This window comes from Burkholderia guangdongensis, from assembly GCF_013403875.1.
Lineage (GTDB): Bacteria > Pseudomonadota > Gammaproteobacteria > Burkholderiales > Burkholderiaceae > Burkholderia > Burkholderia guangdongensis.
Genome location: NZ_JACBNX010000006.1, coordinates 70,373 through 83,384, shown reverse-complemented (window position 1 = coordinate 83,384; position 13,012 = coordinate 70,373). Strand labels below are relative to the sequence as shown.

Here is a 13,012-nt window from a genome sequence, read left to right as displayed (position 1 = left end):
GGGGAGCAGGTTTTTCCGTCCGGTTGCGGGAGAGGGCGCGCGGCTTGCGTGTAAAATGCTGCGGCGCGTCATCGCCGAATCAACGGGCCGAATCAACGGGCCGCATCACGGTGTCCGGGTGTCGGAGGTGTCGGGGTGTCGGAGAGTCGAATGGAAGTGCGCTGGCAAGACGTCTATCACCAACTCAATGCCGCCGGGGACGAGCAGCAGCTCTTCCGGCTGATCGCGGCCTGCGCGAAGCAGCTCGGCTTCGACTACTGCTGCTACGGGATCCGGATGCCGCTGCCGCTGTCGAAGCCCGCGGTCGCGGTCTTCGATACCTATCCGGACGGCTGGATCGAGCACTACCACCGGCAGAACTACGTCGACGTCGATTCGACGGTTCGCGACGGCGCGGTTTGCCGCGACCTGATCGTATGGCCCGACATCGACGACGTGCGCTCGCCGTTCTGGGAGGACGCGCGCGACCACGGGCTCGTGTTCGGCGCCGCGCAGTCGAGCTGGGGGCCGCACGGCGAGCTCGGGCTGCTCAGCTTCGCGCGCTCCGCCGAGCGGCTCTCGCGCGCCGAGACCGACTGGCTCCGGCCGAACGCGCTGTGGCTCGCGAACCTGTCGCACACGCTGATGAGCGGATTCGTCGTGCCGAAGCTGGCGCCGGAGGTGAACGCCGTGCTGACCGTGCGCGAGCGCGACGTGCTGCGCTGGACCGCCGAAGGCAAGACCGCGTGCGAGATCGGCGAGATCCTCGGCATCGCCGAGCGCACGGTGAACTTCCACATTCGCAACATCTTCGAGAAGCTCGGCGCGACGAACAAGGTGCAGGCGGTTGTGAAGGCGATGTCGGCCGGGCTGCTCGACACGCGGTGAACGCCGTCACTCCATCATCGGCTCCGCTTCCTTCGCGGTCCAGCTCACGCTCGAGATGCTCTTTTCCATGCTGATGCGGCTCGCGATCTGCTCGAGCTTCGGCTGATCCTTCGGATGCAGCTTCAGCGTCGCGGTCACCTCGAGCCGGTCCGGCTGGCCGGGGACGTCCTCGCTCGTCAGGCTCTGGAACGACAGCGGCTTCGCGTACATCGAGTTCGACAGCAGCGTGCGGATGTGCACCTCGTCGGCCGCGAGGCAGATGACCGTGATCTGGTATTCGCGGACCAGATCCGCGTTCGATACCGGCGTCGCGTTGATCGCCTGGCTGACGCCGCGCAGCAGCGTGTTCGTCAGCAGCACGACGGCGGTCCCGGTCAGCGCCGGCACGTAATGGCCGGCGCCCGACAGCACGCCGACCGCCGCCGAGCACCACAGCGTCGCCGCGGTGTTGATCCCCTGGATCGACCCCTTGTCGCGCATGATCACGCCGCCGCCGAGGAAGCCGACACCCGACACCACGTACGCGGCGATCTGCGTGACGCCGGCGACGCCGTTGCCGGTCAGCACGCCGAGCGTGACGAACAGGCATGCGCCGCTCGCGACGAGCGTGATCGTGCGCAGGCCCGCGGTGCGCTGCCGGATCTGCCGCTCGAGGCCGATGGCGACGCCGCACGTGAAGGCGGTGAAAAGACGGAGTGCGAATTCGAGAGTCATGTGTTGTCCTGCCGGGCTAGGGGCGCATGCCGGCTCGCGGCGCGCGCCCGATCAGGCGGCGGCGCACGAAAGCGTTGCCGCGCGGTACTGTACCGCGCGAACCGGTCATGCAATGTGAAACGGAGCGGCGTGCCGGACTCGCTGGAACGCGGGCCGGGGCAGGAGGGTCTGCGGCAGGCAGGCGTTCAGGCGGCAGGTTCGGCACGCATCGTGCTGCAACTGTCCACGGTGATTCCTGGAAGATCGAATGGGCGGGATTCTAGTGGGCGGCGCGTGAGTGCGTCAACGGGCATGTGAACGGGCGCGTCGCGGGCACGTCGCGGATGCGCGCGGCCGTGCCCGGACGGCCGCGCCGCTGAGCTCGCGTCGCCGCTCAGCTCGCGTCGCCGCGCACGAGCCGCACGTGCGTGATCTCCGACGGCGCGCCGAAGCGCTTCGGCGGCCCCCAGTAGCCGGTGCCTCGGCTCGTATAGACCCAGAGCCCTTCCCAGCGCGCAAGCCCGGCCGTAAACGGCTGCTGCAGCCGCACGAAGAAATTCCACGGGAAGAACTGGCCGCCGTGCGTGTGGCCGGACAACTGCAGCGTGAAGCCGGCCTCGGCTGCCGCCGGCGCGCTGCGCGGCTGATGCGCGAGCAGCACGCGAATCTGCACGTCGGCGGGCGCGCCGGCGAGCGCCGCGCCAGGGTCGCTGCGGTGCGCGGGATCGAACTGGCCGGCCGAGTAGTCGGTGACGCCGGCGATCACGAGGCGCGCGTCGCCGTGCTCGATCGTCCGGTGCTCGTTGAGCAGCACCTGCAGCCCGAGCCGGCGGAACGCGTCGATCCACTGCTCGGCGCCCGAGTAGTACTCGTGGTTGCCGGTGACGACGTACGCGCCGTGCCGCGCACGCAGCTCGCCGAGCGGCGCCGCGTGATCGGCGAGCTGCGCGACGCTGCCGTCGACGACGTCGCCGGTGACCGCGATCAGGTCCGGCTGCAGCCGGTTCACCGCCTGCACGATCGCCGCGACGTAATCGCGCTTGATCGTGGGGCCGACGTGGATGTCGCTGATCTGCACGATCGAGAAGCCGTGTAGCGCGTCGGGCAGGCCGACGATCGGCACGTCGACGCGCACGACCCGCGCGCGCCGCCGTGCGTTCAGAAAGCCGATCGCGCTGGCGACGAGCGCGAGCGCCGGCACCGCGGTCGCACTCGCGCCGCGCCAGTGCGCGAGCGACACCGCGTGCGGTGCGAGCGCGTCGACGGTCAACAGCGACGCGAGCAGCAGGTCGCGCGCGAACGTCAGCACGAGCAGCGACGAGAAGAAGCCCATCGCGAGCAGGCCGATCCACGCGATGCGGTCGCCGATCGAATGCGATTCGAGCCGGCGCGACAGCATCCCGAGCGGGATCAGCAGGCACGACGCGACGAGCCACAGCGCGCCGGCCACGCGCAGCGTCGGCGACGCGAAATCGGGAATCAGCCGGAAGCCGACGTAGGCGTGCAGCAGCACGCCGATCACGATCAGCCGGAGCAGGAAGCGGGAGATGCGTCGCATGAGGCGGGGCGGTTCAGAGTGGCGTGGTTCGGGGCGGGACGGCGCGCGCGGACGTGACGGGCGCGCGCCGCCGATGCGTCATTCGATGCGCGCGATCTCGTCGAACGCGAAGCGCGGGCTGCGCGGGAACAGCGCGGACGCGTCGCCGTAGCCGAGGTTCACGAGGAAGTTGCTCTTCACCGTCGTGCCCGCGAAGAACGCGTCGTCGACTTTCGCGTTGTCGAAGCCGGACATCGGGCCCGCGTCGAGGCCGAGCGCGCGCGCGGCCATGATCAGGTACGCGCCCTGCAGCGACGAGTTGCGGAACGCGGTCGCGTGGATCAGCGCATCGTTGCCGGCGAACCAGCTGCGCGCGTCCGCGTGCGGGAACAGCTTCGGCAGATGCTCGTGGAACGCGAGATCCATCGCGACGATCGCGGTGACGGGCGCGGCCATCGTCTTCGCGAGATTGCCCTCGGACAGCGCCGGCTTCAGCCGCGCCTTCGCTTCCGGCGACTTCACGAACACGAAGCGCGCGGGGCTCGAGTTCGCGGACGTCGGGCCGAGTTTCGTCAGATCGATCAGCCGATGGAGCAGTGCGTCGTCGACCGGCTTGTCGAGCCACGCATTGTGCGTGCGCGCGTGATGGAACAACTGATCGAGGGCGGAATCGGGTAGCGTCATGGTGGTGTCCGCAAATGGCCGTCGGGTCGTGCCGGACGGCGGGCAGTGGAAAGGCGGCGCCGCGCGTCGATGGCGCGGCGCACGGCGACACCCCGCGATGATAGCCCGATGCGCGCGAACGCACCTGGCGTGGCCGGCGGTGCGCCCGGCTGAGCGCTTGGGGGTGGGTGCCCGGCTGAGCGCTCGGGGTAGGTGCCCGGCTGGGCGCCCGGGGTGGGCGCGCGGGTGGCGCGGCCCGTCGATCCGTTTGCGCCGCGCGAGGCTGCGACGCTTTTCGCCTAGTATGCAGACATGCGGCGCTTTGCCGCCCGCCGCTTTCTTTGCACGACATGTCGACGTTCGATCTTTTCGATGACACGCCCGCGCCCGACGTGGACTGGTATCCGGACTGGCTTTCCCGCGAGCTGGCCGACCGGATGCTGACCGCGCTGATCGACGAGGTCGCGTGGCGCCAGGATGCGATCCGCACGCCGCGCGGCCGCATTCCGCTGCCGCGGCTCACCGCGTGGCAGGGCGAGCCGGACGCCGTCTACGTGTATTCGGGGATCCGCAACGTGCCCGCGCCGTGGACGCCCGCCGTGCTCGAATTGCGGCACGCGGCCGAGCAGATATGCGGCGTGCGCTTCAACAGCGTGCTGCTGAACCGCTACCGCAACGGCAACGACAGCATGGGCTGGCACGCGGACAGCGAGCCCGAACTCGGCGATGCGCCGGTGATCGCGTCGGTGAGCCTCGGCAGCACGCGCGCGTTCGATCTGCGGCATCGCGCGACAGGCGCCGTGCAGACGTATCGTCTGACGCACGGCAGTCTGCTCGTGATGCGCGGCAGCACGCAGGCGCAATGGCAGCACCGGATCCCGAAGGCGCCCGCGGTGCAGGGCGAGCGGATCAACCTGACGTTCCGCCGGATCGCGTCGCCGGCGCGGGCGTCCGGATAGCGGCGCGTGCTTCATCCGGACGGACTCACCGGGGTGCGGACGTCTCCGCCCAAAGCGCCTGCGTCTGCTGCGACGGGGCCGCGCCGAGCATGCTCTCGAAACTGTCGATCAGGCTGGAGACGGCGTATCGGGGCGACCACAGGCGATCCGGCTCGCCGTTGTCGCGACTGGTTTCCCACGCGGCCAGCGCGGCATTGCCGTAGATCCCCACCAGCGACAGCCGGTGATCGAGAATCCGGGGCGGAATCTCGGGCAGTAACGCTCGAATATGGGCGAGGCAACGCTGGTACCCGACGTTCCACTTGTTTTCCAGTGCATCGCGCAAGAAGGCGCGGTTATTGAGCTGCAGATTGGAAATCATCCGGATATACGTCGCCTGGCCCGTGCGGTCGGCGAGGCTCAGCACCGGAAACACCAGCGCTTCCAGCACCGCGCGGAGCGTGACCGCGTGCCCGGCCTCCAGCGCGTCGACGCGCGCCTGGCGTTCCTCATCGATCAGGCGTGCGCCTTCCACCACGAGCTCCCGGGCCAACTCGAGCTTGTTGCCGAAGTAATAGCGCAGTGACGCGCTATTGCGCTGCCCGGCAGCCGAAATGATGTCCTGCACGGACACACCGTCCACGCCCCGTTGAGCAAACAGCCGCTGGGCCTCTTCCTTCAGACGTGTCCGCGTTTCGGCGCCATCCGATCTCAGTGTTTTCCCTGATGTCATTGCTACTTTACCGTTTTCAGTTAATTAACTATAGTTGGTTAACTAACTCGATTGGAGAAACTTGTCGTGAAAATTGTCATTGTGGGTGGAGGCGTAGGCGGGCTGACGACAGCGCTGGCCCTACTGCATCACGGTATCGAGCCGATTGTACTGGAGCGGGCACCGCGGTTGACCGAGGTGGGCGCGGGGGTCCAGATCGCCGCGAACGGGACGATCGTGCTGCGGGAATTGGGGCTCGAGCCGGCGCTCGCGAAGATCGCAACGGTGCCCGAGCGCTTCGATTACCTGGAGTTGTCGACCGGGCGCCTGCTGTACGTCGCGCCGCTCGGAAAGGCGGCGCAAGCCCGTTACGGCGGGCTGCTGTACAACGTCCATCGCGCGGACCTGATCGACTTGCTCGCGAACGCGCTGCCGCCCGGCGTCGTGCGGCTGGGCGCGGAATGCGCGTCCGTGTCGCAGGACGATGATGGCGCCTGTGTGACGCTGCAGACCGGGGAAGTCATTCGCGGCGACGCGGTGATCGGCGCGGACGGCATTCACTCGGCGGTGCGGACCGCGTTGCGGGGGCCCGAGGAGAAGCAGTTCGCGAACATCCTGATGTGGCGCTCGCTCATTCCCGCGGACCGGCTCACGGGCCTGAAGCTGCCGGTCGCGGGCAACAACTGGTTCGGCGTCGGCAGGAATATCGTGTCGTACTGGGTTCGCAAGGATCTCTACAGCATTCTGGCGTCGGTGCCCGCCACGGAAGTGAGCCGCGAGTCGTGGACGCAGTCCGGCGACGTCGCGCAACTGCGGCGCTCGTTCGAGGGGGCCGAGCCGACCGTGCGGAAGATGCTGGAAGCCGTGGATTCGGCATTCATCACCGGGATGTATCACCGCGACCCGATCGAGCACTGGAGCGACGGCCGGATTGCGCTGCTCGGCGACGCGGCGCATGCGATGGTGCCGTATCTCGCGCAAGGGGCCTGCCAGGCGATCGAGGACGCGTGGGCGCTCGCGGTCTGCCTGCGGAACCATGGCCGGGCCGGCGTTCAGGACGCGCTGCTGGAATACGAGCAGCGCCGCCAGCCTCGAACCACGCGGATTCAGGCCGGCGCCCGCTTCGTCGTCGACTGGGCGCACGAGCCTGACGAGGCGCGCGTGCGTCAGCGCAACGGCCGCCTCAAGGGGCTCTCGCGCATCGATCCGCTGGCCGAGGCATCGTGGTCGTTCGCATGGGGGCACGACATCGTTCAGGCGGTCAAGTTGCCGCCCGGCGAGGTCGTCGGGCTCAGCGCGGCGCGCGAAGGCAAGCGCATGGCGCGTCCGGAGAGCCAGCGCGCGTTCGATCTCTGGAAGGGGGTGTTTACGCCGGACGATATCGCCCGGGGCGACCGGGGTCAGCGTGCCGCCTATGAACGGTTCCTGCTGACGCAGTTCCCGCCGCCGGCGAGCGCCGACGTATCGGACGTCGACCTGCACGGGGTGAGCGCGTTGCGGGTGACAACTGCCGGCGCCGCGCCACGTGCGACCGTGCTGCATTTCCACGGCGGCGGCTACGTGCTCGGTTCGGCGAAGAGTTCGGTCGAGTACGCCAGCCGTCTGTCGCGCGCGCTGAACGGCCCGTGCTACACGGTCGACTATCGCCTGGCGCCCGAGCATCCGTATCCGGCGGCGATCGACGATGCATTCGGTGCGTATCGCGGTTTGCTCGCGTCGGGCGTCGACCCTTCGACGCTCTTCCTGAGCGGCGAATCGTCGGGGGGCGGGCTCGCGCTGGCGCTGGCCGCCGCGTTGCGTCGCGCCGGTCTGCCGCTACCGGCCGGCGTGATCGCGATCTGCGCGCTCACCGATCTCACGCTCGGCGGCGCATCGGTTCTGGCGAACTCGGGCGACGACCCGGCCGCCAACCGGGAGACGCTGTCCAATCTCGTCGCGTCGTATTTCCAGGGGCACGAGCCGACGGATCCGATGGTGTCGCCGCTGTTCGCGAATCTCGCGGATCTTCCGCCGGTCTTCCTGTCCGCGGTGCACGGCGAGGTGCTGGAAAGCGATGCGACTCGCTTCGCGGAAAGCGCGAAGGCCGCCGGCGTGGACGTGCAGCTGCGGATGGTGTCCGATTCGGTTCACGTCTTTACGCTCTTCCCGTTCCTGCCGGAGGCTGCCGAAACGCTCGAAGAAATCGGTCAATGGAGCAGGAAGCTGCTGCGGACATGACCGGGCGCCTCGGCGCGCTCGCGATTCCGGCGTCATGCGTTCGACCCGGAGCAGCGGAGGGGGCGGCGATCCGTAGGTAGGGTGCGCCGCCGCTCGCCGGGTTGCGTGACAATGTAATCAGGGCATAATTAACTGCGCTCGAGCGGCCGCTTCGCGTTTGCCCGAAGTTAAAATTGTGAATCAACGGGATACGTTGATTGTTGAACCTCTCTCCACTTCAGGCGCACATGGCCAAAACAACGAAGGGCGACGCCGCGCAGGCGGCCGCCGACGCGAGCGGCGCGCGCCGCGCCGCGCCGGCGGACGATGCGCCGGAGCAGCCCGCCGCCGATGAATCGGCCGGCGGCGCGCCGTCGTATCTCGTGCCGGGGCTCGAACGCGGCCTGCGGATTCTCACCGAATTCTCCGCGCGCGAGCAGGTACTCGGCGCCCCCGAACTGTCGAAGCGGCTCGGCATTCCGCGCACGACGGTGTTTCGTCTGCTGCAGACGCTCGAATCGCTCGGCTTTCTTGAGCGGGTGAACGGCGACCGCTATTTCCGGCTCGGCGTCGCCGTGCTGCGGCTCGGCTTCGAATACCTGAACTCGCTCGAGCTCACCGATCTCGGCACGCCGGTCCTCGAACGGCTGCGCGACGCGACCGGCTTCACCACGCATCTGCTGATCCGCGACGAGCGCGATGTCGTGTTCGTCGCGAAGGCGCAGAGCAATACGTCGATGTTCGGCACCGTGAAGGTCCACGTCGGCACGCGAATGCCCGCGCACGCGACCGTGCACGGCCATGTGCTGATGGGCGACCTGACCCGCGACGCGCTGCGCCAGCTCTATCCGGAAAAGCGTCTCGAGCGTTTCACCGAGCACACGCCCGACACGGTCGACGAGCTATACGAGCGCGTGCGTCAGTACGCGCGGCTCGGCTACGCGATGAGCGAATCCGCGTTCGAGTCCGGCATCTCGGCCGTGACCGCGCCGGTGCGCGATCAGTCGGGCGCGATCGTCGCGGCGATCACCGCGACCGTGCCACGCTCGCAGATCGGCGAGGCGCGCGAGAAGGAGCGGCTCGTCGAGGGCGTTTGCGGCGCGGCGGTCGATCTGTCGCAGCGCCTGAACTACCGGCCGCTCGACAGCGATCCGACATTCGCGCATGCGCGGCGGCGGGTGGCGATGTTCTGAGTCGGCGACGCGGCGACGCAAGCACAACGCAAAAAAAGAGCGGCCGAGGCCGCTCTTGTCGTTTGCGGCAGCGCATGCAGGACATGCGCCGCGCGGTTCGTGTGCCGTCCACTCAGAACGAGTGATGAATCCCCGTGAGCACGACGACCTGGTTCGCGGAGCTCGACGTGCCCGCCGTGAAGAACGCCGCTTGCGCGCCGCCGCTCGCGTGCTCGTACAGCACGTTCGCGTAGAGCTGCGTGCGCTTCGACAGCGAGTAGATGTCGCCGAGTTCGAACTGCGTCCAGCGCTTGCCGGAGAGCGTCGACGTCGCCGCGCCGCCCGCGATCGTGTTGAACGCGCTCGTGTTCACGTTCGCGCCGGCGTCGTAGCTCTGGAACGTGTTCGAGAAGCCGTTCGACTGCATCTTCACGCGCGTGTACAGGCCGTGCACGAGCACCGGACCGAAGTTGTACGACGCGCCGGCGCCGATGTTCTCGACCTTGTCGGCCAGATAGCCGGCCGCCGTGTTCTGACCCTGGAAGCTCGCGATCCCGGTCTGGCTGATCAGGATCGAACGGTTGTGCTCATCCGAGTAAACGGCCGCGGCCTTGAACGGGCCGTTCGCGTAGCTGAGGCTCGCGCTGACCGACTTGCCGTTCGAGAAATTCGTCGTGTTGCCCAGCGCCATCTGCGCCGCGCCCGTGATGCCCCAGAAGGTCGGCGAGCGATATTTGACCGAGTTGTTGTACGGCACGTTGCCGGTCAGCGCGAGGCCGTCGATGTTGCCCGGATGGAACGCGTACCAGCTCATCGCGAGATACGCGGTGCTGAGCGGGCCCAGGGAGTCGAACGTCAGCGTGGACTGGCGGCCGAGCGTCAGCGTGCCGTAGGTGTCGGAGCTCAGGCCGACGAATGCGGCGCGGTTGAACAGCGTGTTCGCGGTCGACAGCGCGCCGGTGTTCGTCGCGAAGCCGTTTTCGAGCTGGAAGACCGCGGCGAGCCCGCCGCCCAGGTCCTCGCGCCCACGCAGACCCCAGCGGTCGGGCTGCGTGTTGCCCTGGATTTCCGACCATTTCGTGTGGCCGCCGACGTTGTTCACGTAGGCGACGCCCGCGTCGAGGCTGCCGTACAGCGTCACGCTGCTCTGCGCCCACGCGCCGGACACGGCGCCCATTCCGATGACTGCTGCTGCAATCGCATGCTTGACCATTTGATCTCCTGAATCTTTGCTAGATGAACACGGGGCGTGGCGCGCGAAACGGATGGCCGGCCGCGCCTGGTCGGTCGCGCGCTTTCTCACATTGTTGGGGGCGCTTTTTATGTTCCATATAAGGAACGACGTGCCTCTGGTGGAATGAAGTATAGAGGGCCGAAGACGGTGGAAAAAAATAAATTTTTCGGGTCAGAACGCTCGGGCACACGCGAGGCTGGCCATTGCCGGCGTGCGTGGAATCCCTTATAAACACGTGAAACATAAGAAAAATTCGGGATTTCGCCGATACTGGCGAACAACGCCCGAGCGCACAGTCGGTGTTTTCCCTAGGGCGTGCAGCTTTTCGTTTTTTTCCGTCGAAGTCGCTCCTATAATCACCATCCATAAACTGACGTTCCTAATATGGAACAAACGGAAACCGAAAGTCGATCTGAAGGAAGGGTGTGACATGTCAGAGCAATGGGTTTGCGCCGGACACGCCGGCGCGCTGTCCGAGGACACGCCGGTCGAGTTCAAGCGCGCCGACGGCGTCGAAATCGGGATTTATCGAGTCGGCGACGAGGTGTACGCACTCGAGAACGTGTGTCCGCACGCATACGCGCTGCTGACGCAGGGCTTCGTCGACGAAGGCACCGTCGAATGCCCGCTGCACGAAGCGGTGTTCGACATCAAGACCGGCGAATGTCTGAAGGGGCCCGGCGGCCGTGCACTGAAGCAGTACGCAGTGCGTCTCGCCGGCGAGGAAATCCAGATCAAGGTGGAATGACATGAAGGAAGCGACCGTGAACTTCAATCCGTATCTGAAGCCGTGGAAGGCGCCCGAGCCGAACAACGTCGCGGGCAAGGGGCAGATCGAGCAACCGGGCCAGGTCGAGAACCAGATCTGGCAGACCCGCAAGGCCGAGCCGACCCGGTACGAGAATGACTTCGGCGATGCGCTCGAGCAGGTGTTCGGCGCCGGCGCGACCGAACTCGCCGACGTGGTCGACGGGCTGAACCGTCTCGGCTTCCGCACGCCGGACGGTGCGTTGTGGACCACCGAGCGCTTCCGCTCGGAAGTGGCCTCGCTCGCGGAATGACCGCGCGCCCCGTCGACCCTGACCTCTACGCATCCGGAGCACACTGATGACGTCCCCCGCTCAATCGCATTCCTCCGCCGATCCGGTCCGCGCCTACCTCGACCGCGGCATCAAGAACTACTGGTACCCCGTTGCCCCGAGCTGGCAGGTCGCGAACGCGCCGATCGGCATCACGCGCCTGTCCGAGCAGATCGTGCTGTGGCGCGGTCAGGACGGCAAGGTCCACGCGCTCGAGGATCGCTGCCCGCACCGTGGCGCGCGCCTGTCGCTGGGCTGGAATCTCGGCAACAGCGTCGCCTGCTGGTATCACGGCATCGAAGTGAACGGTGAAGGCACCGTCGAACGCGTGCCGGCCGTCGCGAACTGCCCGATGGAAGGCACGACCTGCGTGAAGTCGTATCCGGTCGAGGAGAAGGCCGGCGCGATCTTTCTGTGGTTCGGCGACGACCTGCACAAGGAACCGGCGCCGCTCGTGCTGCCGGAGGAGCTCGTGTCGGACGAGCACGCGCATTTCCTCTGCATGTCGAACTGGAACTGCAATTACCAGTACGCGATCGACAACGTGATGGACCCGATGCACGGCGCGTACCTGCACGCGACGTCGCACTCGATGGCCGAAGGCGACAAGCAGGCCGACATGCGCGTGCGCAAGACCGAAAGCGGCCTGATGTTCGAGAAGGTCGGCCAGCGCGACGTGAACTTCGACTGGGTCGAGCTCGGCGAGACCGGCTGCCTGTGGATGCGCCTCGCGATTCCGTATCAGCAGAAGTTCGGCCCGGGCGGCAACTTCGGGATCATCGGCTTTGCGACGCCGGTCGACGACGACCATTGCCAGGCCTATTTCTGGCGCACCCGCAAGGTCAGCGGCTGGGAACGCGACGTGTGGCGCTTCCTGTACCGCAACCGCCTCGAGGGGCTGCACTGGGCGGTGCTCGAGCAGGACCGCTACGTGCTCGAAAGCCTCGCGCCGCACGCGCGCGATCACGAGAACCTGTATCAGCACGACGTCGGCATGTCGCGCGTGCGCCGGATGCTGCGCACCCGTGCGCAGGAGCATCTGACCGCGCTCGACGCGCACCGCGCAGCGCAGGCGGCCCAAGCGGCTGCATCGGAGCCGGCACATGGCTGAGCGCGCATCCGCTGAACGCGTGGCGGCCCGCACCGCGATTCCGCTTGCCGGACGGCGCGTGCTCGTCACCGGCGGCGCGCGAGGCCTCGGCGCCGCGTTCGTGAAGTCGCTCGTCGAAGCCGGCGCGCAGGTCGCGTTCGGCGACGTGCTCGCCGACGAAGGCCGCGCGCTCGCCGCGCAGCTCGCCGCCGACGGCCACGCCGCGCATTTCTTCGATCTCGACCTCGCGGAGCCGGCCAGCATCGACGCGTTCGTCGAGCAGAGCGCGGCTGCGCTCGGCGGCATCGACGCGCTGATCAACAACGCGGCGATCACGAACTCGGGCGGCAAGCTGTCGACCGAGCTCGCAGTGCCGACGTGGGACGCGGTGATGAACGTGAACGTGCGCGGCGTCTGGCTCGTGAGCAACGCGGCGCTGCCGCATCTCGCGAAATCGGGCCGCGGCGCGATCGTGAACCTCGCGTCGGATACGGCGCTCTGGGGCGCGCCGAGGCTGCTCGCGTACGTCGCGAGCAAGGGCGCGGTGATCGCGATGACGCACGCGCAGGCACGCGAATTCGGCGCGCACGGCGTGACGGTCAATGCGATCGCGCCGGGGCTGACCGAAGTGGAAGCGACCGCGTACGTGCCGGCCGAGCGCCACGCGTACTACATGCAGGGCCGCGCGCTGACGCGCTCGCAGGTGCCCGACGACGTGACGGGCCCGGTGCTGTTCCTGCTGTCGGACGCGGCGCGCTTCGTGACGGGACAACTGCTGCCGGTGAACGGCGGCTTCGTAATGAACTGATGGTTTCACTCTGAAGGAGAGGA

At 67.7% G+C, this 13,012-nt stretch carries 13 protein-coding genes; 8 read left to right on the top strand and 5 right to left on the bottom strand.

Going from position 1 to position 13,012, the window contains the following annotated elements; translation table 11 throughout:
- Positions 1 to 150: 150 nt before the first annotated feature.
- Entirely contained in the window at positions 151 to 867 is a 717-nt protein-coding gene (locus tag HZI36_RS07920) for an autoinducer binding domain-containing protein (RefSeq protein WP_179402090.1), read from the top strand.
- 6 nt (positions 868 to 873) lie between these two features.
- Here HZI36_RS07920 and HZI36_RS07915 read toward each other — a convergent pair whose 3' ends face one another.
- The 3 genes from HZI36_RS07915 to HZI36_RS07905 form a co-directional block, all read right to left on the bottom strand.
- On the bottom strand, positions 874 to 1,581 hold the full coding sequence (locus HZI36_RS07915) for an MgtC/SapB family protein (RefSeq protein WP_179402089.1): 708 nt from the start codon (positions 1,579 to 1,581) through the stop codon (positions 874 to 876).
- A 373-nt stretch (positions 1,582 to 1,954) separates the two neighbouring features.
- A complete protein-coding gene (locus tag HZI36_RS07910) occupies positions 1,955 to 3,118 on the bottom strand; it encodes a metallophosphoesterase (protein WP_179402088.1) in 1,164 nt (387 codons plus the stop codon).
- A gap of 78 nt (positions 3,119 to 3,196) precedes the next feature.
- On the bottom strand, positions 3,197 to 3,781 hold the full coding sequence (locus HZI36_RS07905; RefSeq protein ID WP_179402087.1) for a malonic semialdehyde reductase: 585 nt from the start codon (positions 3,779 to 3,781) through the stop codon (positions 3,197 to 3,199).
- 329 nt (positions 3,782 to 4,110) lie between these two features.
- Between HZI36_RS07905 and HZI36_RS07900 the strand changes: the two genes are divergently transcribed.
- Positions 4,111 to 4,719, top strand: coding sequence for an alpha-ketoglutarate-dependent dioxygenase AlkB family protein (locus tag HZI36_RS07900; protein WP_179402086.1), 609 nt, complete (start codon positions 4,111 to 4,113; stop codon positions 4,717 to 4,719).
- A 25-nt stretch (positions 4,720 to 4,744) separates the two neighbouring features.
- Here the strand turns inward: HZI36_RS07900 and HZI36_RS07895 are convergent, their stop codons facing one another.
- Positions 4,745 to 5,431, bottom strand: coding sequence for a TetR/AcrR family transcriptional regulator (locus HZI36_RS07895; RefSeq protein ID WP_179402085.1), 687 nt, complete (start codon positions 5,429 to 5,431; stop codon positions 4,745 to 4,747).
- Positions 5,432 to 5,497: 66 nt separating this feature from the next.
- Between HZI36_RS07895 and HZI36_RS07890 the strand changes: the two genes are divergently transcribed.
- Positions 5,498 to 7,627: an alpha/beta hydrolase fold domain-containing protein gene (locus HZI36_RS07890; protein WP_179402084.1), complete on the top strand. Its 2,130-nt coding sequence runs from the start codon at positions 5,498 to 5,500 to the stop codon at positions 7,625 to 7,627.
- Positions 7,628 to 7,854: 227 nt separating this feature from the next.
- On the top strand, positions 7,855 to 8,799 hold the full coding sequence (locus HZI36_RS07885; RefSeq protein ID WP_179402083.1) for an IclR family transcriptional regulator: 945 nt from the start codon (positions 7,855 to 7,857) through the stop codon (positions 8,797 to 8,799).
- Between the two features lie 112 nt (positions 8,800 to 8,911).
- On the opposite strand, the gene HZI36_RS07880 is transcribed toward HZI36_RS07885, so the two are convergent.
- Entirely contained in the window at positions 8,912 to 9,991 is a 1,080-nt protein-coding gene (locus HZI36_RS07880) for a porin (protein ID WP_179402082.1), read from the bottom strand.
- Positions 9,992 to 10,442: 451 nt separating this feature from the next.
- Here HZI36_RS07880 and HZI36_RS07875 point away from each other — a divergent pair, with 451 nt between their 5' ends.
- The 4 genes from HZI36_RS07875 to HZI36_RS07860 are packed head-to-tail and all read left to right on the top strand — an operon-like array spanning position 10,443 to position 12,989.
- A complete protein-coding gene (locus HZI36_RS07875) occupies positions 10,443 to 10,760 on the top strand; it encodes a non-heme iron oxygenase ferredoxin subunit (RefSeq protein ID WP_179402081.1) in 318 nt (105 codons plus the stop codon).
- A gap of 1 nt (position 10,761) precedes the next feature.
- Positions 10,762 to 11,073: a recombinase-like helix-turn-helix domain-containing protein gene (locus HZI36_RS07870; protein ID WP_179402080.1), complete on the top strand. Its 312-nt coding sequence runs from the start codon at positions 10,762 to 10,764 to the stop codon at positions 11,071 to 11,073.
- Between the two features lie 46 nt (positions 11,074 to 11,119).
- Positions 11,120 to 12,202 (top strand): aromatic ring-hydroxylating oxygenase subunit alpha, encoded by a 1,083-nt coding sequence (locus HZI36_RS07865; protein ID WP_179402079.1) that lies wholly within the window; start codon positions 11,120 to 11,122, stop codon positions 12,200 to 12,202.
- A complete protein-coding gene (locus HZI36_RS07860; RefSeq protein ID WP_179402078.1) occupies positions 12,195 to 12,989 on the top strand; it encodes an SDR family oxidoreductase in 795 nt (264 codons plus the stop codon). Before HZI36_RS07865 ends, HZI36_RS07860 begins: the two co-directional genes overlap by 8 nt.
- Positions 12,990 to 13,012 lie beyond the last annotated feature (23 nt).

Coding starts and splice junctions, on each gene's coding strand:
- HZI36_RS07920 (WP_179402090.1), top strand. CDS start 151: ATGGAAGTGCGCTGGCAAGACGTCTATCACCAACTCAATGCCGCCGGG.
- HZI36_RS07915 (WP_179402089.1), bottom strand. CDS start 1,581: ATGACTCTCGAATTCGCACTCCGTCTTTTCACCGCCTTCACGTGCGGC.
- HZI36_RS07910 (WP_179402088.1), bottom strand. CDS start 3,118: ATGCGACGCATCTCCCGCTTCCTGCTCCGGCTGATCGTGATCGGCGTG.
- HZI36_RS07905 (WP_179402087.1), bottom strand. CDS start 3,781: ATGACGCTACCCGATTCCGCCCTCGATCAGTTGTTCCATCACGCGCGC.
- HZI36_RS07900 (WP_179402086.1), top strand. CDS start 4,111: ATGTCGACGTTCGATCTTTTCGATGACACGCCCGCGCCCGACGTGGAC.
- HZI36_RS07895 (WP_179402085.1), bottom strand. CDS start 5,431: ATGACATCAGGGAAAACACTGAGATCGGATGGCGCCGAAACGCGGACA.
- HZI36_RS07885 (WP_179402083.1), top strand. CDS start 7,855: ATGGCCAAAACAACGAAGGGCGACGCCGCGCAGGCGGCCGCCGACGCG.
- HZI36_RS07880 (WP_179402082.1), bottom strand. CDS start 9,991: ATGGTCAAGCATGCGATTGCAGCAGCAGTCATCGGAATGGGCGCCGTG.
- HZI36_RS07875 (WP_179402081.1), top strand. CDS start 10,443: ATGTCAGAGCAATGGGTTTGCGCCGGACACGCCGGCGCGCTGTCCGAG.
- HZI36_RS07870 (WP_179402080.1), top strand. CDS start 10,762: ATGAAGGAAGCGACCGTGAACTTCAATCCGTATCTGAAGCCGTGGAAG.
- HZI36_RS07865 (WP_179402079.1), top strand. CDS start 11,120: ATGACGTCCCCCGCTCAATCGCATTCCTCCGCCGATCCGGTCCGCGCC.
- HZI36_RS07860 (WP_179402078.1), top strand. CDS start 12,195: ATGGCTGAGCGCGCATCCGCTGAACGCGTGGCGGCCCGCACCGCGATT.